We start from the raw sequence: 20,555 nt of genomic DNA, 5'->3' as shown, positions 1-20,555 counted from the left end.
TTGCGCTATCGCGCGGTGGTGTTCCGGTCGTCGCCTTGCGTGCGCAAATGATGGCCGAGCACGAGCCCGGTCAGGCACAGCAACAGCCCGAGCGCCGGCGGCGCAAACAGCGCCTCTTCCTGGAAGATGCCGTTGACCAGCACGACCATCGTGCCGAACGCGGCGAGCCCCTGGATGAGAATTCCGGAGGACGCGTAGAGGCGCCAAGCCTTCAGCGCCATCGCGAAGAAGAAGCCGAGCGGCACCACTGCGCCGATGCCCATCTGGTAGAGCAAGACGCCGACGGCGCTCTCCACCGCGCCGTCCATCGTGCCGGCCGCCTGCGCGGCGTTCCAGTCGATCGAGAAGTAACCCTCGGAGAGATTGCCGCCGACCCCAAGTCCGCGGCCGATCGGGTTTTGCAGAAAGCCATCCCATCCGCCCATAAAGCCGATCACGTGAAAGTCGCCGATCTCGAGTCCGATACGGATGGCTGCGACGGCGTACAGCACGAGCCCAACGAGCGCGACGGCAAGGGTGATCGCCGCGCCGAGCAGCCAGGTTGCCGTCCAGGCCAGGCCTACGAAGATGACCAGGACGAGCGCGCCCTTCACGCTGCAGCAGATCAGCAGCGGGATCGCGGCCAGCGCCAGCCAGCGATATCCGACCGCGAACAGGAACAGGATGGAGAAGGCCACGCCGTAGCCGAAGCTGATCGGACTCATATTCGGCCCGAAGATGCGCAGCAACGATGAGAGTCCGAGATCCTCGAACAGCGGGCTGTTGAGAAAGCTGAAGCGGAAGCGGTCGATCAGATCCACCGGGACGTTGCCGGTTGCGCGCATCTCGGCTTCCCAGGATCCGGAGCGGCTCGCCTTCAACTCGTCGAAGTGCCAGAACGTGTAGCCGTTGGTGATGGAGAGCCAGAAATCGCGGAACAGCAGTTCGACATATCCGCAGACGATCAGCAGCGTGGCGACGGTCACCAGGAAGGGCGTGATGCGGATCTCGAACGTTGCGGCCGTGAGCAGGGACAGCTGAAACAGAAACAGCGGCAGCGCGATGTTTCGCAGATAGACCAGTGCGGCATGCGAGTCCTGCACGGCGCCGAGCAGGAAATACGCGGTCACGACCGCGAGGGTAGCTAACCCCCACTTCATGATCCGGTCGATCTCCGGCGAATGCTTGCGCTCGCGCAGCGCATAGAGCGCCAGCGTGACCAGCCACATCATCGCGCAAACGAGGAAATTGTAGCCCTTGACGAAATCCATCTCCTGCTCGGTCGTCATGTAGGACGACAGAATCGAGACGAACAGATTCTGGAAGAAGATGATGAAGACGGCGATCGACGGCGCATAGGCCGGCGCCGCGAGCACGATGGCGCAGCCGATCAGGCTCTCGACGGCGATCGCCAGGCCAGCGTTGGCTGCCTGCAGGATCGGCGCGAACGCGATCGATGCCACGGCGATGCCGAGTGCAGGAACGAGGTCGCCGGCCAACAGCGGCCGCGGGGCTATCTCTGCGCGCACGAGCTCTGACCTAAAATGACCGGACGTCCGGCGTGCCAATTCCGCATCGTCGATCTAGCCGCGCATTGTGTAAGATTAAGTTAACCAAGTGAGCTAGCGCGTCCCGAGCAGCGCCTTCAGCGCCTCGGGGTCAGCCTTGCCGGTGACGGCGTCGGCGATGCCAAAACCCTGCATCATTTCCCAATGGGTCCAGCCCCAGCAATGTTGCCGGGCGTAGTCCGTTACGCCGGCGAGCCAGCGCAGACGGCTGTCGCGCGGAGCCCCGGCCTTCAGCACCCCGAATTCGTTGATGATGATCGGACGCGAATATTGCCGCTGCCAGGCGGCTGCGGGCGCGAGCCATTTGTCAATGCCGCGATCGGGAATAGCCGTGTCCAGCATGGCAAGCGCCTTGCGCTTGTCCAGCGCGGCGAGCTGCTCCCGCAACTGTTGAACCTTGGGATCGTCGGCCTGCATCGGATAGGGCAATCCGGTGACGTCATGCAGCGGTTCGCTGGGATCCCAATGCGCCTGATGGGTGAACACCATCGGATCGTAGAAGTGGATGGCGTAGACGACGTTCGGATCGTCGAGCGGCGTGAAGCCCGGCAGGGAATCGGCGCGCTGCCAGTTGACCGGCCCCGTGATCAGCGTCGTCTGCGGAAGCAGCCGGCGAATGAATCCGGCGAGCTCCCGGACTTCGCCCTGCCACTGCGTGGCGTCGACATCAGGCTCGTTCAACAGCTCCGCAAAGACGCGATCGGAGGGATAGCGCTGCATCACCCGCGCAAGTTCACCCCAGGCGCTTTTCATTTCAGTCATCGCACCGGGTGGATCGCCCTTGTGCAGGGCATTGAAGCGCTCGCCCGAATGCAGGTCGACCGACACGGCATAGCCAAGATTAAGCAGAGTCTTCAGCGCGGCATCGACGGTGTGCAGACGGCGGTCGATCTCCGCCTTCGTCGCGAAGCGCGGCATGACGAAGTCGGCGGGCACCGGCAGCCGGATATGGGTCATGCCGGCCTTGCGCAGTTGCAGCAACAGGCTGCGCGGCGGCCCTGACCGCGGATCGGCGATCCAGCCATCGGCGTTGACGCCGCGGGACAGTGCCTTGAGCCGGTCCGCCGGGACGCCCGCGATCAGGTCAGGGCAAGCTCGTGCCGCGCCACACAGCAGGATGGAAGCGGCGGCGACGATGGCTGATATCGATGGTCGTGTCATTGACGATCAACTCGCGATCGCTGGTGCAGGAGCGGGGCACAACGTGACGCGGCCGGCGCGTCGCTCATGCATACTGCTTGTCGTGTCGCTGACCTGCGAAGGTGGACTGCAGTTCGTTGAGAACGACACCGGCGAGCTTGCGTTCGGTTCCGCCGAGCGCGGCGATGATGTCTTCCATCGACGCGTTGATGTCGCGGTCCACCGGCAGCGCGGCGATCAGCCCGTCGGCGACCTCGAACAGCCGCCGTTCGTCCGTGCCCCACGGCATGGACGGCCCGTCCAGAATCACGAGGTCATGGCCGCCGGCGGAGCGTGCCTGGGCGATCGCCTTCCGGATCGCCTCGCAGCCCTTGGCGGGATTGTCCTTGATCGCCGGCAGGATCGCGATGCCGTTTGCGGTGTTGACGGCGCGGGACGCCTTGCTGCCGATGGTGAGCCAATCAAGGCGGCTCGGCTTGCTCCGGCCGGGATGCGCGACGCAGTCGGTCAGGGCGTGGGCGGTGGTGTCGGCATCGATCAGCAGGACACGGGCGCCGTCGCGCGCCGCGACGAGGGCGATGTTGAGCGCGACGACGCTGCGATCGGGATCGTCGCCTGCGCCGATCACGGCCAGCACGGGGACGGTCTCGGGGGCAACCCCCGCAGCCAGCGCCGCATGGATCTGGCGCATCGTGTTCGAGAACGGGCCGAGCGCCGAACTGGTGCGCAGCGTCGGCCAGCCGAAATGGGTGACGTCGGCGGGATGGTCGCCGCTCAGGATTCCGCCGAGCGACCGCATGACGTCGGTCTCCTGCAACTCGGCGATCAGCGGCTTCTCGATCACCGGCTTGTCGATTGCGACGGCTGCCGGCTGTACCACGGGCGGTGCCTGCACAGGCGGCTTCACCTTGGCGATCACGGACTGCCGTTCCGGTGCGGCATCCTGCTTCGGCTGGAGCTTGGGGCGGATCGGATCGGCGCCGGGCGCCAACTGGCTGGCGGCAACGATCCAGGCCGCGGCGGCGAGCCCGCCGAACATGAAGCCGATCATCGCCAGCAGGCTCATCGCCGGCGGGAAGGTCCGCTGCTGCGGGATCGTGGCATCGCCGATCACGCGCGCGCTCGAGGTGTTGAGGCTTTCCTGCTCCTCGGTCTCGCGCGAGCGCTTGAGGAAGGACTGGTACACATCGCGGCTGGCATCGACCTCACGTTCCAGGTCGCGCAGCCGCACCGACGCCTGGCTCATCTGCACGCTCTGGTGCTTCTGGACGTCCAGCGCCTTGTTGAGCGAGGCCTCGTAGTCGCGTGCCCGGGTCAGATCGTTCTTCGCCGACAGCGCGACGCGGTCGATCTCTTCCTTGATGGTCCGTCGCAGATCCTCGACCTGCTGTTCGATCTGACGCAGCGCCGGATGCCGTGGCCCGAGCTCGCCCTGCAGCTCGGCCTGCCGCTTCTTCACATCGGCATATTGCGAGCGCAGATTGGCGATGGTCGGCGACTGCAGAGCTTCGGGAATCGCGCCCGGATCCATCGAACCGCGGCGGCTGGCCTCGATCTGGTCGTACTTGGCCTGGGCATCGAGCGTCAGCGCGCGTGCCCCGGCCAGCCGCTGGTTGCCGACCGAGAGCTGCTGGTCGGTGAGCAGATTATCCTGCGAGCCGAAGAAATTGTTCTGCGCCTTGTAGGTTGCGAGTGCCTCTTCCGCGTTGCGCAGGCGCTGCTGCAGCTCCTTCAGGCGGCCGGACAGGTCGCGGGTGGCGCGCCGCGCCGCGTCGGCCTGCGACTTCTTGGACTCGGTGAGATAGGCCTTGGCGATCGCGTTGGAGAGCATCGCCGCCTTGACCGGGTCGTGCGACCACACGTCGATGTCGACGATGAAGGTGCGGTCGGTCTTCTTGACGTTGATATGGCGGTTCAACGTATCGAGCGTATTCATCTCGATCTGTTCTTGCTGTTCCGCGGTCTGCCGCGGCTCGATGCCGAACAGGCCGAGCAGCGATGCGAGCAGGCCCTTGGTCGCGCCGCCGCCGCCGAACTCGGGATCCTTGACCAGGTTGGTGTCGCGGATCACCTGCAGCAGCACATTGTTTGACGTGATCAGGCGCGACTGGCTCTCGACCACCATCGAGAGGCCGGAGACGTCCTGGGCGCGCGGGGTCAGTTCGCGCTCGACGAGCTGCAACTCGCGCGGGTCGACATAGAGCTGGGCGCCCGCGGTATATTTCGGCGTCAGGCTTTTGCCGATCGCGACCGCGATGCAGGCGCAGAGCAGGGCAACTGAGACGATCGCGACCTTGCGCGCCCACAGCAGCCGGATCAGTTCGAGCACGTTGAAGCCGGCCGGGATTGCGGTCCGGCGCGGCTCCGGACTGGCCCGGTTGATCGGCTGGTCATAGCTAAGCATCGACCCCAGCTTCCATCTGAATGGCCGCACGCATCGGCTGAGGAGCACTCTTTCGGGCCACGCAACGCGCACGAGACGACGCGGAAAAAACGCGACACGAAAAATTAACCATACTCATTCGCCGACTATTCACCAGAAAGGCAAACAAAGGGTTTAAGCGCGGGCGCATCGAAACGCCTCCGCCATCGTCAAGACAGGGACATTGCGCCGCGCCGCGGCTTCCAGCGCGTAAGTCATGAGATCTGGCGAGCAGCCGTAAAGGCTCGGTACGTCGGCGACGTCGTGGCTGTAGAAAATTAACCAGCCGTTCATGTTTGCCGCCTCGGCGAACGCCATGTCGATCCGCTCGCGCGGCATCTGGCGGTCGATCAGCGGCATGGCGCGGAGGAATTGCAGATCGACCTCGCCGTTGTTCACGCCCGGCACGATGCTGCGGCAGGTGCGGAATTCGGACTTCAGCTGGTGCTTGCGCGCATACGAGCCGTAGCCGAACGGGTAGGCGAAGGTCTCGACCGGCATGGTCGGATCGAGCGAATGGAAATAGGTGCGATTGCGCGCGATCTCCGCAGCCAGCGAGGTCTCATCGAGATCGCAGGCGCGGCGGTGCGAGAAGGTGTGACAACCGATCTCGTGGCCGCGGCGATGCAGCGAGACGACATCGTCAGCGCTGCCGCTGGTCCAGTCCGGCGCGTCGAGCCCGACCAATCCGCCCGACACGTAGAATGTGCCGCGGGCGCCGTAGGATTCCAGGATGTCGGCGCCGAACGTCGCCGCGCTCTTCGGCAGATCGTCAAAGGTGAAGGTGACCATCGGCGTGGCATTGTTCAGGCGGAAACGCTCGACCTGCACATGCATCGCCAGCCGATGGCTGACCTTGACCCTGGCTTCCGACCACAGCGCGTTCATGATCCAAGCTTCCGCAGGATCACGTGATAGTCGCCGTGCCGGACGTCGATCTTGCCCGGCAGCAATGCGTTCATCGCCTTCGCCGCAGCGTCGATCAGGGCGGCCAGAACAGGCTTGCGCCGGCGCATCTCGGGATAGCGCGGGCTCTCGTATTTCTTCCGGTAGATGACCTGCAGCCCGCGCTCGGCGACGAACGCTTCGAGATTGGTCAGCGTCACCAGCGGATGGAAATGGGTCGGGAACGGCGCCTCGCCCGGTAGCCCGGCGTTCTTCTCGCCGCGGACGTGGCGGTAGAACCAGACGTGGAACCAGTGCGGGGAGTATTTCGTGACGATGCCCGACAGCGACTTCGGGTTCGGCGCGCCGATCAGCAACACCCCGTTCGGCTTCAGCGCCTCGCAGAATCCGCTCAGTGCGGCCTCCACATCGGGAATGTGCTCGATGACGTTGTAGCAGATGATCAGGTCGAATCGCTCTGGCGCGAAGCGATAGGTCTGGATGTCGCCCAGGACGGCTTCCTGCGCATAGGTGTTGTTGCGAATTTGATCGGCGTCGATGTCGACGACGGTCACATGCGCACGGCGCAACACGCCGAGCGGCAAATAGCTGGTCGAGCCGCCGCCGGCTTCGTAGATCGACAGCGGGCCGGCCGGCAGCCGGGCTTCGAGGATGCTGTGAACCGTGAGCAGGCTCTGCTTGGCCTCGCCGGGCGGCAGTGCGAGCAGCGATTCCGGATGGATCTCAGCGGGAACCGGCACCAAGAGCTCGGTGCGAGTAGCAGGACGTGTAGCAAGCGCAAGGTATTTGGTCATCGGCTCACCCGACATTGCTGTTTGCGAATTTGGTACGGAACATGGCGAGGCCCTGCTTCAGCCGGCCGCGCAGGCGCGCGATGTCGAACAGCCAGCAGAGCGCGGCGTAGACGGCGAACCCCGCGCCGATCAGCACGATGCTGGCGGGCAGATCGGCGAGGTGCAGGGCGCGGTCGAGCGCGCCGACGGTGAGCGCCATCGCGAGTGCCGCGATGACGATCAGAGCGAGGCGGCCGAGCGGGATTGGAATCCGGAAAGCGAAGCGGCTCAGGACCAGGGCGCAGGCAAAGCCGGTGATGTCGGCGCCGAGCCGCGCCCATGCCGCGCCGACCGTGCCGTCAAGGCTGACCAGCACGTAGGACAGGATCACATTCGCCGCGATGATCGAGGCGGTGTTGATCAGATAGAAGGAATTGCGTCCGGACAGCAGGAAGCTCGCATGCAGATATTGCTGCGTCAGCACCTGGAACAGCACGGCGAGCGCGATGATCGGCATGATCTCGCCCGCGATCGCGCGGAAATCGACGCCGAGGATGATGTTGGCGACATGCGGGGCGATCAGCGCAAAGCCGAGGCAGGCCGGCAGAGTGACGCCGGCGAGCAGTTCGAGGCAATCGGCGAGGTGGCTCCTGACCGCGGCGTCGCCTTGCCGTGCCTGGATCTGCACGGCCATCGGGAAGAACGCCGCAGCCATGCTCATCGCGGGCATCATCAGGGTCTGGCGTACCAGGTCGAGCGCTGCGACATATTTGCCGGCATCGGCCGCGCCGATCAGGTTGGCGATCATGAAACGGTCGGTCACGCTTGAGATTGCAAGCAAGGTCAGCGACAGGGTCAGCGGCAGGCCGGTGCGGGCCAGCGATCGCAGGTCGGCACGGCCGAAGTTCAGGGGCGTGCCGCGCCATGCACGTCGCGACTGCACGAGCACCGCGACAAGGTAAGCGGAGGCGGCCGCGAGCAGCAGCAGGAAGCCGGTCGGGCTGACCAGCGCGACGACGGCGCCGAAGCCGAGCAGGGCGCCGGCGCGGACCAGCGTCGCCTTCATCACCGAGAGCGCCTGCAGGCGGGCGCGCAGCAGGTCCTGCGTCAGCTCGAACAGGCCGATCGCGATTGCGAGAACGACGGCCGCCAGCGCGGCGGTCGCATCGAGGCCGACGAGGCGCGCCAGCAGCCAGGCGATCGGCGCGGTGAAGCAGCAGATCAGGTAGCCCGACGCCACCAGGCCGCGGACATCGGTGCCGTCGTCACGGCCGTGGCCGCTGAGGATCAGGTTGCGAAACCAGCCGACCAGGAACACGGAGATGACGGAAGCGAAGCCGACGCCGAGCAAATAGACGCCATAGTCATGCGGCGCGAACAGCCGCGTGAAGATGAACACGCTGAACAGGCCGAGCAGCGCCGAGAGCACGTTGGCGGTCAAATTGATGCTGGCCTGTCCGATCAGCATGATGCGGCGAGCTCCGCAGGCCGTGTCGCCGCCATTGAGCCCAGGATGGCGTCGCTCTCGGCCACCACCTCGCGAATCGTCGCGACCGGCGTGCCCGAGAACGACGCGATCGAGAACGCGACGTCGTCCCTGTTGGCGCGGAGCAGCAGCCGTGTGAGCTCGTCCTTGCTCAGGGTCGGATCGTCCCAGTAGCTGACGCATTGCGTCTTGGGCACGACGGAGTGACGCAGCGCAGACGCCTCATCGTTCTCGACGAAGAAGCCGTACAGCAGATATTCGGAAAACTCGCGGGTCCGGCACAGCGCCTCGATCCAGCTCATGCCGGAGACGGCCTCGATCCGCTCGGCGAGCGCGCGGGTGGTCTGCTTGTCCCAGAAGATGATGTGCCCGATGAAGTCCGGCGCCGGGAACGGCGGCGTCGGCAGGCCGATCAGCTGGTGGCTGGTCGCGAGCCAGCGCGAATGGCGCGGCTGGTCGGCGGTGACGGCGTCAGCCATTTTCAGGAGCGGGATCGTGTTTGGATACTGGAAGCGCGCGAGATCGAAATCGCGGAAGAACACGATGTCGGAATCCAGGATGCAGAACCGCTCATAGGGCAGTGCGATCGTCGCCGCGATCTTGAGGATCTGTTGCACGTGCCAGCCGTTCACCGGCTTGGCGCGCAGCGACCACCAGAACTGCCGGCGCTTGCGCTGGATCATGCGCGGCAGCGGCCGCAGCCAGTCGGGCAGGAAGGAGGAGGCGGGGATAATGATGCGGCGCTCGCTGGAGAGCGGCGCGAACAGCGGCAGGTCGCAATCCGGCACCAGCAGGTAATGTTTGGAGAAGGACGTGACGTGGCGATCGACGCTCTCGCAGAGCAGCGTGCAGATTTCCAGATCGCGCCCGTAGGTCGGGGTCAGCAACGCGACAGGGTTCATCTTGTAACTCTCTCCGACGTCACCGTTTCAGGGCGGAACATCGTGGCCGCCAGACTTGTCCTGAACCCCAGTTCAGCAAGATCGGTGCCGGAGGATTTTGATGACCCCATCGACGGCACTGATGGTTAAGAAATGGTAAATGGCGGCGCGCAGCATCGGTTAACGGATCGGAAGGAAACGTCCGGCTGCGCGATTTTGACGCTGGATCGCGACGTTGCCCGGATATTGCAGTGTTGCTGGCGCGATTGCCGACGAGGTCGGCGCAGGCAGGTGCGCATGCAGATTTGGCGGCATTTTCAGCGGATGAGCGGCGCGGTCAGGCCGCACGCGGTGCCATCCGTCCATTTCGAGACAGCAGCGCTGTCGGCGCTGTGCGCTTTTGGCACGCGCGCTGCGCGCGAGTTTGTCGGAGCACGCCATGCCAACTGATCGCGGACTCACGCGGCGCGGCGTCTTCGCCGTCGCGGCGCTTGCCCTGAGCGGACTGTCGACGGCGCGCGCCGCACCGTCAGGCCGATCGCGGCTTGGTGCAAATTCGGCGCGGTTCGCCGGCGCGTTCGTCAACTGGGGCGAAACCGGCCGCGAGCATGTGCTGCAGGCCTGGGAGACATGGCTCGGCCGGCCGCGCTCGTCGGTGCTCGGCGTCGACTTCTACGGCCAGACCAGCTGGGAGGATTTTCACAAACTGGATTGGGTGCCGGGGCTTTGGAAGAAGCTCAATCCGGCGCGCAATGTGGCCTGGTCGGTGCCGCTCACGATCACCGGCACGCCGCTTGCCGATGTCGCCGGCGGCGCGCACGACGCCGAGTTCGAGGCGGCCGCGCGCGCGATCGCGGCAGCACATCCGAAGGCGATCATTCGCCTCGGCTGGGAGATGAACATCTCCAGCATGGGCTGGTTCGCCGGAGGGCATGAGGACGACTACGTCGAGGCGTTCCGCCGCGTGGTGGGAATCTTCCGTCGTCACTCCGGCAGCTTCAAGTTCGACTGGTGCCCGGGCTGGGGATCGCAGGACATGCCGGCCGCTACAGCCTATCCCGGTGATGACGTCGTCGATCTCATCGGCCTCGACGTCTACGACTTCAAATCGGAGGGCAGTGCGGCCGAGCGCTGGACCAATTCCTATCTCAAGGCGCCCTTCGGCCTGGAATGGCAACGCGCGTTCGCGGCAAAGCACGGCAAGCTGATGAGCTATCCGGAATGGGGCGTCGGCCATTCCGGCGACAACGCCAGTTTCGTGCAGCAGATGCACGACTGGTTCGCTGCCAATCAGGCCGCCATCGCCTATGCGGCCTATTTCGATGTCGATGGTCTGTGGCCGACTCAGATCGACAACGGCCAGTTTCCGGAATCCGCCAGCCTGTTTCGAAAATTGTTTGCGGGCTGATTGGCTGCCTTCAGCCGCTCAAGCAAAAGCCCGATCCGTCCGGTGGACGATCGCGCTTTGTTGTTTCTCTCTTGCGGCGTCAGGCGGCCTTGGTGTTGCTCAGCAGCGTCAGGCCCATCTTCAGCTTGTCCTGCAGCGTGCGCTGGGCGAGGCAGGTGAACAGGCAGAGCTTGTCGCAGGCGATGGTTTCCTTGCGACGGACCTGCGCTTCCTCGCTGTACCAGATCTCGCGTGCGGTCTGGGTGCGGACGTTGCCGATCGGCTTGAAGAACCAGCACACTTCGAGGCGCCCGTCGGAGCGGATGAAGTAGTTCCGCATGCCGACCCGGCACGGCATCACTTCCTTCGGCGCCTTCTCGCGGCGGAAATGGTTCGGCCAGGCCCGCAGCACGGCCTCGCCGTTGAGAATCGGCGCGCCCGCGCGCTTCAACCGCAACAGCTCGTCACGGACGTTGATGAGATCGTCCATCTCGCTCTCGCCGATCCACAGTTCGTCCTCGACCTCCTGCGTGCCCTGCTCGACCGGCTGGAAGCTCAGCGCGGTGGCGCCGATCTGCTGGATCCAGTCGACCATTTCGGGCAGGCGGCGGAAGTTGAGCTTGTGCACGACCGGCTTGATGATGATCGGAAAGTCCAGGCCTTCGGCGCGACGTTGCTCGGCGACGTTGCGGATGCCCTGCACGATGTCGCTCAGTGAGTTTTCGACACCGCGCGAATAATTGTGGATCGTGGGGTCGGTCGAGTCGATCGAGATGTTGATGTTGAACGGGCGCGCCTCGACGGTCTGCGCGACGATCTTCTTGTTGAGATAAGCGCCGCCATTGGTGGTGACGCCCCAATGGATGTCGTTGTCGCGACAGAACCGCAAGAGATCGAGAAAGCCCTTCTTGATGTAGGGCTCGCCGCCGGCGAACTCGACGTGATAGGCGCCGATGAATTCCTTCAGGCTCGCGAGCGCGCGCTGCCATTCGTCGATCGACATCTCGTCGCGATAGTTCGGACGGCGCCAGTAGTCGCAATAGCGGCACTTGTAATTGCAGCGTTCGACCACCTCCGCGAAGATCGCGGCCGGGCGCGTGACGTCGCGTCCGGTCCGCAGATAGAGCTCTTCCGACAAGGCGTTGCGGACATGCTTGGTGCCGAGCGAGACGAGGTCGAGCGCTTTCAAGGTGAACCTCAGATGGTTGTTATCGTTGCCGCGGTCGGATCGATGGACGATTTATGGGTTCATCAGCAAATTGGATGCCAGCCGGACGCCTGAAGCGCGCTTCGCGTGCGCGTGGCGGCCCTTAACCATAAGGACTCGCTAACGGCGTGGCCGCGAGCGCGAGGCGCTGCTCTCGCACGACCTTCTACGCGCGTAAATTGCTTCATTAGACTTCAAATTAACCTTGCGACGAAGTCGCGGTGACGCGCGTCGCGGCTGGAGCGGATTTTGCCATGAGGTCGCGGTAACGTTCGATCCGCGACCGTATTGCCGCCTGTGTCGGTCACTTTGGGACGGCCATGTCCCATTCCGATCCGTGCCGGGATGATGCGCGCTTTGCGGATCGCGATTGCCAGGAGGGCATCGAGATGTCGACAGAGCTTGCCGCCGTGGAACGTGCCTGGGTCACCACCTCGCCCGCGCTCGATTGCTCCGTCGAAACCGTGATCTGCATTCCGAGCTTTCGCCGGCCGAAGCACCTGCGGCTGACGCTGGAATCGGTCGCGGCGCAAAGCACCGAACGCGGCTTCGCGGTCGTCGTGGTCGAGAACGATGCCGCGCGATGCGAAAGCGCGCCGGTTGCGGCCGAATTCCTTAATTCCGGCCGTCTTCGTGGCATCTGCATCGTCGAGCCCCGGCAGGGCAATTGCCAGGCGATCAACGCGGCGTTCGAGACCGCGCTCGAGGCATTCCCGAACGCGAAGAATTTCCTGATGATCGACGACGACGAGGTCGCCGCGCCGGATTGGCTGGGGCGGATGGTGCAGGCGGCCGAGACCTCCGGCGCCGACATCATCGGCGGGCCGGTGTGGCCGGACTTCGACGACAAGCACAAGGGCGGGCTCAAGCGCCATCCGGCGTTCGCGCCGGCCTATCATGCCAGCGGACCGGTCCCGGTGATCTATGGCTGCGGCAATTGCCTGATCCGGCGCGTGGTGTTCGAACGGCTCGGCAGTCCTGCCTTCGACCTGCGCTTCAATTTCCTCGGCGGCGGCGACCACGACTTCTTCGTGCGGGCGCGCCGCGCGGCCTTCCGCTTCTTCTGGGTGACGGAGGCCACAATCAGCGAGACCGTGCCCTCGACCCGGACCAATCTCGGCTGGATCGTGCGGCGGGGATTGCGGATCGGTGCGATCAACTATCACATCGAGCGCAAGGCGGCGCAGACGGTGTGGTCGCGCGCCGCCGTGAAAGCCAAGATGTTTTGCCTGGTGCCGTTCTCGCTGTATCGCTTCACGCGCATCGTGCTGCGCGAGCATCAGGCCGTGATCGCGATGCATCCGATGGTGGTCGCCATCGGCAGCGCGCTTGCGGTGCTCGGGATCGAGCCGCAGCCCTACGCGGCCTCCAAGATCGCGTCGTGAGCGATTTGTCCGTCACCACCGAAAGCCGGGCGCTGATCGCCGACATCGCGCGCCGGCCGGTGATGGATATCGTGCGCTGCGCGTTCTTCATCGGCATTCTGCTGCTGGTCTGGATCTCGCTGCGTCCGTTCGCCGATCTCTCTGGCTTCTATGTCGGCGAGGTGACTTCGGGCAAGGAAGCGTTTCTCTACGGCCTGTTCGGCGTGCTGATGGTCGCGATGCTGGCGCTGACCCTGCGCGACAATCTGCCGGCGTTGAAGTCGCTGCTGACGCCGGCCTTCCTGCTGTTTGGGGGCTGGATCTGTGTCACCGTCGTGCTGTCGTTCGATCCGGCCACCTCGCTGCGCCGGCTGGCGCTCTCGGTGTTCGTCATCGTGGTGACGGCGACGCTGCTGCTGCTGCCGAAGTCGCAGGGCGAATTGATGCGCTGGTTCAGCATCGCCGCCCTGGTGCTGCTCGTCACCTGCTTTCTCGGCGTCTTCCTGGCGCCGCACCTCTCGATCCACCAAGCCACCGATCCGCAGGAGCCGGCGCTCGCCGGCAATTGGCGCGGCGCGTTCGGTCACAAGAACGTCGCCGCCGCGATGATGGCGATGCTGATCTTCCTCGGCATCTACCTGATGCGCGCCGGCGGCTGGCTGTCGGGTATCGCGGTCGCCGTGCTGGCCGCGATCTTCCTGTTCTTCACCGCCGGCAAGAGCGCGATCGTGCTGTGCGTCGCAGTGCTGATGCTGACCTCGCTGCTGCCCGTGATCCGCTCGCTCTGGGGGCGTGCGCTGCTGCTGTTGACGCCGCTCGTGCTGCTCAATCTGTTCAGCGTCGGCACTGTCATGAGCGATACGCTGGCTGCGATCGCCGACCGGATGCCGCTCGACACCTCCTTCACCGGCCGTGCCGACATTTGGGCGTTCGCGCTCGATTCGCTGCACCAGCGGCTATGGACCGGCTATGGCTTCGAAGCGTTCTGGGGCAGCAACGCGATCCAGAACCTGCAGGAAGGCAAGGAGTGGGCGGGCTACGCCTCGCACAGCCACAATGGCTATCTGGACACCGCGCTCGGAACCGGCCTGCCGGGTCTCGTGCTGCTGATCGCGGCCGTTGTCATCAAGCCGCTGCGCGACTTCCAGGCCGCGGGTCTCGGCGGCAATGATGCGCCGCTGACGATGCTGTTCCTGCGCATCTGGCTGTTCGGCCTCTATCTGTCGTCGATGGAGAGCTTCTTTCTGGATCGCGCCGATACGATCTGGGTGACGTTCCTGATCGCGGTGTTCGGGCTGCACTATCTTGCCCGGTTCCGGATGCGGGCCTAAAGCTGCGCCCGGATTGCGTTCGCGACGTCCGTCCACCAGCCCTCGAAATCGAACGGCACCTGCGCGGTCGGTCGCTTCAGCGCCGCGACGATCTGGTCGGCATAGGCCGCGCTGTTGGCGTCGCGCGGCACCAAAAGGATCGCGCCGCGGTCGATCAGCTCCTTGAAGCGCGGATGGTGATCGAACTCGTCCGGCAGCGCCGGGCCGGTGACGATCAGCGGCCGGCCGGACTGCACGCAGGCCAGAATGCTCGACCGCCGCGCGCTGAGGCCCTCGGCCAGCGAGTAGCAGAACACGTCGATCTCACTGAGCAGGCCGAACACCTCGAGATCGGACGCGACGTAGCCGGAGACGATGACGTCGCTCTTCAGGCCCAGTTCGGCAACGCGGACGTGGAATTTCTGCTCGATATTTTCGACGCCGCGGATGAAGGAGCCGACATAGACGATCAGGGGCCGCAAGCCCCGTTGCTTCAGGATCGCGCCGATCTCGAGCAGCCCGTTCGGCTGCTTGCCGGGATAGATCGAGCCGAAATGCCCGATGACGAGCTGTCCGTCGCCGCGTGCCGCGACCAGCCGCTGCAGCAGCATCGAATCCGCCGTGTCCGCCGGCGCTGCGATGTTCGGCGGCAGGGGTGCCAGCACGCATTTCCGCACCATGCCGTGCATGATCGGATCGTCGGCGAGCTCGCGGCGCACCAGCGGCGAGAACATCACGATGGTATTGGCGAGCCACAATGCGGGGATGTAGGTCAGCCGCCGGATGCCGTTGAGGCCGGCCCATTCGTGCTGGATCAGGACAACCTTGCGGCGGCGCAGCCGGGCGAACAGCAGCGCGAGCAGCGGCCGCAGGATCACGCGCTTCCAGGCCACGATCGGGAAGTTGCAGACCACGCTGTCGGCGCTGCCGACCGCACGCCAGGTCTCGGCGATCGTGCCGCCGGTCTGGGTCAGGGTTAACGCCGTGCTAGCGCCGGGCTCGATCTTCTCGATCGTCTGCTGCAGCAGGCAGGTGAATTGCCCGACCCCGCAGTGCATCTGCGGTCCGGCGCCGAGAAACAGCGCGCGATATCGGGGTTTTTCGGCCATTCAGTGCTGTCGGCCTTGGCGGCCGGCTCCGGAAAAATCGCGGTTAGCCATATCGGCGAGACATTAGCTTCGGGTAACCGCGCGGACATACGCGACGGCATCCTTCTTGCCAATTCCCGCTCATGAGCTGCCGGCGCGTCCCGGAACGGGACATCGGATGAAGCGAAACGGTGCAGCAGCCAGGAGTGCGACCATGACGACGGGCAAGATCTTCACGAACTGGGATGACAACCATTCCAAGCTCTGGAGCCATCAGCCGATCCGGCTCGAGCACACCATGCACAAGCAGCCGGCGTTCTCGATGGACGATCTGGCGAAATTGATCGAGCACTATCCGCGTGAGCACTACAGCCTGGTCAAGACCGGCGCCAGGGGATCGAGCCGCGTCTGGCGCGAGGGCGAGATCGGCAGGCTGCGCGGCCAGCAGGTGATCGAGGCGATCTCGCGCGGCGGCCTGTGGCTGAACCTGCGCAACGTTACCGCGGTCGATCACCGCTATCGCGACATGATCGAGCGGATGTTCGGCGAGATCGCGGCCAAGGTCCCGGGTTTCGACGCGCCGACGCATCAGGCCGGCATCCTGATTTCGTCGCCTGACGCGCAGGTCTATTATCACGCCGATCTGCCTGGGCAGGGTCTGGTGCAGATCGCTGGCCGCAAGCGGGTCTATATCTATCCCAACACGCAGCCGTTCATCCGGCCCGAGCATCTGGAGAACATCGCGCTGTTCGATGTCGAGGTCGATATCCCCTACGAGCCCTGGTACGACTGGCACGCTCAGGTGATCGATCTCGAACCCGGCCAGATGCTGAACTGGCCGCTCAATGCGCCGCACCGCGTCGAGAACCTCGACACCGTCAACATCTCGATGACGATCTCCTATGTCAACGACGACATCCGCCGTGCCCAGATCCTGCATCTGGCCAACGGCATGCTGCGTCATCGCTTCGGCTACGCGCCGCGCAGCCGCAGCATCCGCGGTCCCACCTTCTTCGCCAAGCAGGTGATGCAGAAGCTGCTGCGCGACGGCAAATGGGTGAAGCGCGAACGCGCGGTGCGCCGCCAGATCGATTTCCGTCTCGACGAGCGCGATCTCGGCAAGATCGTCGACCTGCCCAAGGCGGCGTTGGAAGCGGCGTAACAACGTTGCGCCGGAAGCAGGTGCTGGAATGACAGTATTGACGACAGCGGTTGAGAAATCCGGGGCGCGGGTCTCCTCCTATGCGGTCGGCTATCGGGTCGAGCTGGTTGACGATTGGGCACAGGCCGCCGCCCGCTGGGGGGCATTCGATCCGCTCACCGCGTTCCAGCATCCGCAATGGTACGCGTCGTGGTACCGGGCCTTTGCCACCGACGGCGTCGCGCCGCTGATCGCCATCGTCAGCGATGCTGCGACCGGTGAGCGCGCCGCGCTGCTGCCGTTGATCCGTCACCGCCAGGGCAGCCTGCGCATCATCGAATTCGCCGATCTCAACCTCACAGACTTCAACGCGCCGTTGCTCGGCCCGGCCGCCCCTCGTGACGACGTCGCCGCCAGGCAGTTCTGGCGCGACCTGAAGGCGGCGCTGCGCAAGGTGCAGGGCGGTGCCGACCTCATCCGTTTTCGCAAGATGCCGGTCAGGTTCGCGGCGCGATCCAATCCGCTGGCGTTGCTCGACGGCGTCGGGCCGTCGCTCGTCAACGGCAATCTGTTGACCATCGGCGACGACCACAACGCCTGGCGCTACGAGCTGGATCGCAAGGTCCGCAAGGAGCTGGAACGGAGCTGGCGCGTGTTCACGCGTGAGCCGTCGGCGGCCTTCAAATTCGCGGCCGACACTGACGAGGCATTGCAGCTCCTTTCGGTCACGGAAGTGCAGCAGGGCGATCGGTTGCTGGGCCTTGGGCTCAACTACGTGCTCGATGATGCGGACACCACCGCCTTCTATCGCGACCTCGTGCGCGAAGGCACTGCGCGTGGCTATGCGGTGATGACCGCACTGACGACGCGCGACGAGGTGGTGGCGACGCTGCTCGGCATCCGCACCGGCTCGCGCTACATCATGATCCGCATCAGCAATGCGGGCGAAAAATGGTCGATGTGCTCGCCGGGCCGGCTGATCATCGATCGCACCATCGAGGCGCTGCACAAGGACGGCGTGCGGGAATTCGAGTTCTCGGTCGGCAATTACAGCTACAAGCGACGGTTCGGACCGCAGCGTACGCCGCTGGTCGATCTTGGTGCCGCCTTGAGCTGGCGCGGACAGCCGCAGGCGCTGCGTGACCGCGCCGTGCTGGCGATGCATCGCTATCCAAAACTCTCAGCACGGCTGAAAGAGGCGCTCGGCAAGTCGACGCCGTCGCGCGAGGAGGATTGAGCCACTGGTGCGGCGCGCGAGCGCTAGACCCCTCTGACCACGCCCGGCAGGCCCTGTGGGCATTCCAGTGCAGCACGGTCCCAGTTCGCGTTGATGGCCGCAGCCTCATAGCTCGATTGCAGGAATTCGAGCAGCGCCTTGTCCGGATCTGCAGCCATCCGCACGGCGTCGTATGGCAGGATGAATTCGCCGAGTGTTTCGCTGAAGAATGCAGCGTCGGGCCGTACCGGCGTGCTGCGATAGCCCGCGGGTTCCGGATAGGCGTAGGAATAGAATGCGGGATAATCGATTGCGCCGCCGCCCGGCCAGAAGCCGGCGCTGCTGACCTCGTGCGAATAGGCTTCGTGCGCCACCGCGTCGGGCAAATGCGGCACGTCGCCAGGATGCCGCGGTGCCGTCTTGCCGGAGAAGCGCGTCACCGCGAGATCAAAGCTGCCCCAGAAGAAGTGCACCGGGCTCGCCTTGCCGAGAAAGCCGGTCCGGAATTGCTTGAACACGCGGTCGCAGTTCACAAGGATCTGGTGAAACCGGCGCACGGCATCCGCGTCGTACGAGGCATGCTGCGTATCCTGCGAAAATCGGATCGGGTCGGGCAGCTCGTTCGGCATCTCGTCGATGGCGACATCGACGCCGAGGTCCTTCAGATTGGTCATGGTCGCCGCGTAGAAGCTCGCGACCGCTTGACCGGCCAGCGCGAATTGCCGCTCGGTGCCGTCGCTGGTCGAGATGCGGAGCATGTGATTGATAAAATCGAAGTCGATCTGGAACGTGCGGTCGCCGTCGGGGATCGGCGAGGTCGTCAGCCCGCGCGTCGTGACATAGAGCGTGACGTGCCAGGAGTGATTCAGCCAGGGCGATTTCGCCAGCCGGATCTTGCCGGCAATCTGGGTGAAGAGCTGGAGGGTGGCACAGCTGTCGCGCCACGCCGCGGTCGGCAGTTCCGGCCAGCGGGTCTTCTGTGTGTTGGTCATGGCAAACCTCGGGGCTGCGCCGACAAGAAGCCTGACGGCATATCACGAAAACAGTCTCGATGACCTCGGGAACTGGCGTTTCCGAAAGCAGCAGATCGGGCGGCAATCTTCAACGAGTGCCGCCCTAATCGCGTCAACCAGCCAGTCAGGCGTGAAACCTAACCGTGAAGCTTAGCCGTGCAGCTTCCTGGCGGCCTCCGCGATCGCGCGGCCCTGGTAGCGCGCGCCGGCGAGCTCGTTCTCGCTCGGCTGGCGGCTGCCGTCGCCGCCGGTGATGGTGGTGGCGCCGTAGGGCGCGCCGCCGGTGACCTCGTCGAGCTTCATCTGTCCGGCAAAGCCGTAATTGAGGCCGACCACCGTCATGCCGAAATGCAGGAGGTTGGTGATGATCGAGAACAGCGTGGTCTCCTGGCCGCCATGCTGGGTCGCGCTCGAGGTGAAGGCGCCGCCGACCTTGCCGTTCAGCGCGCCTTTGAGCCACAGCCCGCCGGCCTGGTCGAGGAAGTTGGCCATCTGCGAGGCCATGCGGCCGAAGCGGGTGCCGGTGCCGACGATGATCGCATCATAGTTGGCGAGATCGTTGATCTCTGCGACCGGCGCGGCCTGGTCGAGCTTGTAATACGAGGCTTTGGCGACTTCCGCCGGCACGAGCTCGGGCACGCGCTTGATGTCGACGGTGGCGCCGGCTTCGCGCGCGCCTTCCGCGACGGCATTCGCCATCGCTTCGATGTGACCGTAGGCGGAGTAATAGAGGACGAGAACCTTGGCCATGATGGCCTCCTTTGGGTTGGGTAGGGGAAGGTTGGGGGAGTTGGTCTAAGGGCTGTCATTGCCGGGCTTGACCCGGCAATCCATCAATCTTGAAAGACTCTTTCGAAGAGGGATGGATGGCCGGGTCAAGCCCGGCCATGACGGAGTGGAGAGACTCAGGCTGCGTCGACGAGCACCAGCTCCGCATCTTCGAGCGCGGTGATCTTCAGCTTGGCCTCGTCGCGGATCGCGGCACCGTCGCGCGCATTGACGCGGACGCCGTTGACCTCGATGCTGCCGGCTGCCGGCACCAGATAGAGGTGGCGGGCCTTGTCGGGGGCGTATTCCGCACTCTCGCCGGCCTTCAGCGTGGTGGCGAGCACCCGCGCATTGGCGCGGATCGGCAGCGCGTCGTTGTCGCCGTCAATACCGGAGGCGATCGTGACGAGCTTGCCCGAGCGGTCCGCCTTCGGGAACGGCTTTGAGCCCCAGGTCGGATGGCCGCCCTTCGTCGTCGGCTCGATCCAGATCTGGAAGATCTTGGTCTTCGACGGCTCCAGATTGTACTCGGAGTGGCGGATGCCGCTGCCGGCGCTCATCACCTGAACGTCACCGGCTTCGGTGCGTCCCTTGTTGCCGAGCGAGTCCTGGTGCGTGATCGCGCCTTCGCGGACATAGGTGATGATCTCCATGTTGGCATGCGGATGCGCCGGGAAGCCGGAGTTGGGCGCGATCTCGTCATCGTTCCACACCCGCAGCGCGCCGTGGCTCACATTCTCGGGATCGTAGTAGCTCGCAAACGAGAAGTGATGCTTGGCCTTCAGCCAGCCGTGGTCGGCACCGCCAAGCTCTGCAAATGGTCTCAGTTCGATCATGGTCATTCCCCTTGATTTTCGATGTTGCGCAGCGGCCGGGTGGGCTTCACCCGGCGTCTCCAGAAAATTT

17 protein-coding genes are annotated in these 20,555 nt (G+C 64.8%); 5 read left to right on the top strand and 12 right to left on the bottom strand.

Annotated elements, in window-relative coordinates; all coding sequences use genetic code 11:
• Positions 1-5: 5 nt before the first annotated feature.
• The 7 genes from K359_RS0110400 to K359_RS63245 form a co-directional block, all read right to left on the bottom strand.
• Positions 6-1,508, bottom strand: a complete 1,503-nt coding sequence (locus K359_RS0110400) for a hypothetical protein (RefSeq protein WP_245284566.1) — start codon at positions 1,506-1,508, stop codon at positions 6-8.
• A gap of 93 nt (positions 1,509-1,601) precedes the next feature.
• Positions 1,602-2,708, bottom strand: a complete 1,107-nt coding sequence (locus tag K359_RS0110395; RefSeq protein WP_029079282.1) for a glycoside hydrolase family 5 protein — start codon at positions 2,706-2,708, stop codon at positions 1,602-1,604.
• Positions 2,709-2,772: 64 nt separating this feature from the next.
• Positions 2,773-5,091 carry an exopolysaccharide transport family protein gene (locus K359_RS0110390; RefSeq protein ID WP_029079281.1) on the bottom strand — a complete coding sequence of 773 codons (2,319 nt, stop codon included), beginning with the start codon at positions 5,089-5,091 and terminating at the stop codon, positions 2,773-2,775.
• A gap of 153 nt (positions 5,092-5,244) precedes the next feature.
• Entirely contained in the window at positions 5,245-5,997 is a 753-nt protein-coding gene (locus K359_RS0110385) for a polysaccharide deacetylase family protein (protein ID WP_035976407.1), read from the bottom strand.
• On the bottom strand, positions 5,994-6,755 hold the full coding sequence (locus K359_RS0110380) for a bifunctional 2-polyprenyl-6-hydroxyphenol methylase/3-demethylubiquinol 3-O-methyltransferase UbiG (RefSeq protein ID WP_245284565.1): 762 nt from the start codon (positions 6,753-6,755) through the stop codon (positions 5,994-5,996). Before K359_RS0110380 ends, K359_RS0110385 begins: the two co-directional genes overlap by 4 nt.
• A gap of 58 nt (positions 6,756-6,813) precedes the next feature.
• Complete coding sequence (locus K359_RS51630) at positions 6,814-8,256, bottom strand: lipopolysaccharide biosynthesis protein (RefSeq protein WP_051346083.1); 1,443 nt, start codon at positions 8,254-8,256, stop codon at positions 6,814-6,816.
• The gene (locus K359_RS63245; RefSeq protein ID WP_051346082.1) at positions 8,250-9,176 is read right to left on the bottom strand and encodes a DUF6492 family protein; all 927 of its coding nucleotides are present in this window, start codon (positions 9,174-9,176) and stop codon (positions 8,250-8,252) included. Before K359_RS63245 ends, K359_RS51630 begins: the two co-directional genes overlap by 7 nt.
• A 418-nt stretch (positions 9,177-9,594) precedes the next feature.
• Here K359_RS63245 and K359_RS57205 point away from each other — a divergent pair, with 418 nt between their 5' ends.
• The gene (locus K359_RS57205; protein ID WP_051346081.1) at positions 9,595-10,563 is read left to right on the top strand and encodes a hypothetical protein; all 969 of its coding nucleotides are present in this window, start codon (positions 9,595-9,597) and stop codon (positions 10,561-10,563) included.
• Positions 10,564-10,642: 79 nt separating this feature from the next.
• On the opposite strand, the gene K359_RS0110355 is transcribed toward K359_RS57205, so the two are convergent.
• Positions 10,643-11,731 (bottom strand): radical SAM protein, encoded by a 1,089-nt coding sequence (locus K359_RS0110355; protein WP_035976406.1) that lies wholly within the window; start codon positions 11,729-11,731, stop codon positions 10,643-10,645.
• Between the two features lie 407 nt (positions 11,732-12,138).
• Here K359_RS0110355 and K359_RS0110350 point away from each other — a divergent pair, with 407 nt between their 5' ends.
• Entirely contained in the window at positions 12,139-13,134 is a 996-nt protein-coding gene (locus K359_RS0110350; RefSeq protein ID WP_084518358.1) for a glycosyltransferase, read from the top strand.
• Positions 13,131-14,444 (top strand): O-antigen ligase, encoded by a 1,314-nt coding sequence (locus K359_RS51615; protein WP_035976405.1) that lies wholly within the window; start codon positions 13,131-13,133, stop codon positions 14,442-14,444. Before K359_RS0110350 ends, K359_RS51615 begins: the two co-directional genes overlap by 4 nt.
• Here the strand turns inward: K359_RS51615 and K359_RS51610 are convergent.
• Complete coding sequence (locus K359_RS51610; RefSeq protein ID WP_051346080.1) at positions 14,441-15,532, bottom strand: glycosyltransferase; 1,092 nt, start codon at positions 15,530-15,532, stop codon at positions 14,441-14,443. The two genes, K359_RS51615 and K359_RS51610, sit on opposite strands and share 4 nt — an antisense overlap.
• 193 nt (positions 15,533-15,725) lie before the next feature.
• On the opposite strand from K359_RS51610, the gene K359_RS0110335 reads away from it, so the two are divergent.
• Positions 15,726-16,673: a cupin-like domain-containing protein gene (locus tag K359_RS0110335; RefSeq protein ID WP_029079276.1), complete on the top strand. Its 948-nt coding sequence runs from the start codon at positions 15,726-15,728 to the stop codon at positions 16,671-16,673.
• A gap of 28 nt (positions 16,674-16,701) precedes the next feature.
• Positions 16,702-17,889 (top strand): GNAT family N-acetyltransferase, encoded by a 1,188-nt coding sequence (locus K359_RS0110330; RefSeq protein ID WP_029079275.1) that lies wholly within the window; start codon positions 16,702-16,704, stop codon positions 17,887-17,889.
• Between the two features lie 23 nt (positions 17,890-17,912).
• On the opposite strand, the gene K359_RS0110325 is transcribed toward K359_RS0110330, so the two are convergent.
• From K359_RS0110325 to K359_RS0110315, 3 genes are all read right to left on the bottom strand, one after another.
• Positions 17,913-18,860, bottom strand: a complete 948-nt coding sequence (locus K359_RS0110325; protein WP_029079274.1) for a DUF5996 family protein — start codon at positions 18,858-18,860, stop codon at positions 17,913-17,915.
• Positions 18,861-19,031: 171 nt separating this feature from the next.
• Positions 19,032-19,631, bottom strand: a complete 600-nt coding sequence (gene wrbA / locus K359_RS0110320; protein ID WP_029079273.1) for an NAD(P)H:quinone oxidoreductase — start codon at positions 19,629-19,631, stop codon at positions 19,032-19,034.
• Between the two features lie 155 nt (positions 19,632-19,786).
• Positions 19,787-20,485: a pirin family protein gene (locus tag K359_RS0110315; RefSeq protein WP_029079272.1), complete on the bottom strand. Its 699-nt coding sequence runs from the start codon at positions 20,483-20,485 to the stop codon at positions 19,787-19,789.
• Positions 20,486-20,555: the final 70 nt, after the last annotated feature.

The sequence above is a fragment of the Bradyrhizobium sp. th-b2 genome (assembly GCF_000426785.1).
GTDB lineage: Bacteria > Pseudomonadota > Alphaproteobacteria > Rhizobiales > Xanthobacteraceae > Bradyrhizobium > Bradyrhizobium septentrionale.
Note: the sequence above shows the minus strand (reverse complement) of the source record. Positions and strands in the feature narration are given on the sequence as shown.

Bases quoted from the DNA above. Each gene is read 5' to 3' on its own strand.
- K359_RS0110395 (WP_029079282.1), bottom strand. From the start codon at position 2,708: ATGACACGACCATCGATATCAGCCATCGTCGCCGCCGCTTCCATCCTG.
- K359_RS0110390 (WP_029079281.1), bottom strand. From the start codon at position 5,091: ATGCTTAGCTATGACCAGCCGATCAACCGGGCCAGTCCGGAGCCGCGC.
- K359_RS0110385 (WP_035976407.1), bottom strand. From the start codon at position 5,997: ATGAACGCGCTGTGGTCGGAAGCCAGGGTCAAGGTCAGCCATCGGCTG.
- K359_RS51630 (WP_051346083.1), bottom strand. From the start codon at position 8,256: ATGCTGATCGGACAGGCCAGCATCAATTTGACCGCCAACGTGCTCTCG.
- K359_RS63245 (WP_051346082.1), bottom strand. From the start codon at position 9,176: ATGAACCCTGTCGCGTTGCTGACCCCGACCTACGGGCGCGATCTGGAA.
- K359_RS57205 (WP_051346081.1), top strand. From the start codon at position 9,595: ATGCCAACTGATCGCGGACTCACGCGGCGCGGCGTCTTCGCCGTCGCG.
- K359_RS0110350 (WP_084518358.1), top strand. From the start codon at position 12,139: ATGTCGACAGAGCTTGCCGCCGTGGAACGTGCCTGGGTCACCACCTCG.
- K359_RS51610 (WP_051346080.1), bottom strand. From the start codon at position 15,532: ATGGCCGAAAAACCCCGATATCGCGCGCTGTTTCTCGGCGCCGGACCG.
- K359_RS0110335 (WP_029079276.1), top strand. From the start codon at position 15,726: ATGACGACGGGCAAGATCTTCACGAACTGGGATGACAACCATTCCAAG.
- K359_RS0110330 (WP_029079275.1), top strand. From the start codon at position 16,702: ATGACAGTATTGACGACAGCGGTTGAGAAATCCGGGGCGCGGGTCTCC.
- K359_RS0110325 (WP_029079274.1), bottom strand. From the start codon at position 18,860: ATGACCAACACACAGAAGACCCGCTGGCCGGAACTGCCGACCGCGGCG.
- wrbA (WP_029079273.1), bottom strand. From the start codon at position 19,631: ATGGCCAAGGTTCTCGTCCTCTATTACTCCGCCTACGGTCACATCGAA.
- K359_RS0110315 (WP_029079272.1), bottom strand. From the start codon at position 20,485: ATGATCGAACTGAGACCATTTGCAGAGCTTGGCGGTGCCGACCACGGC.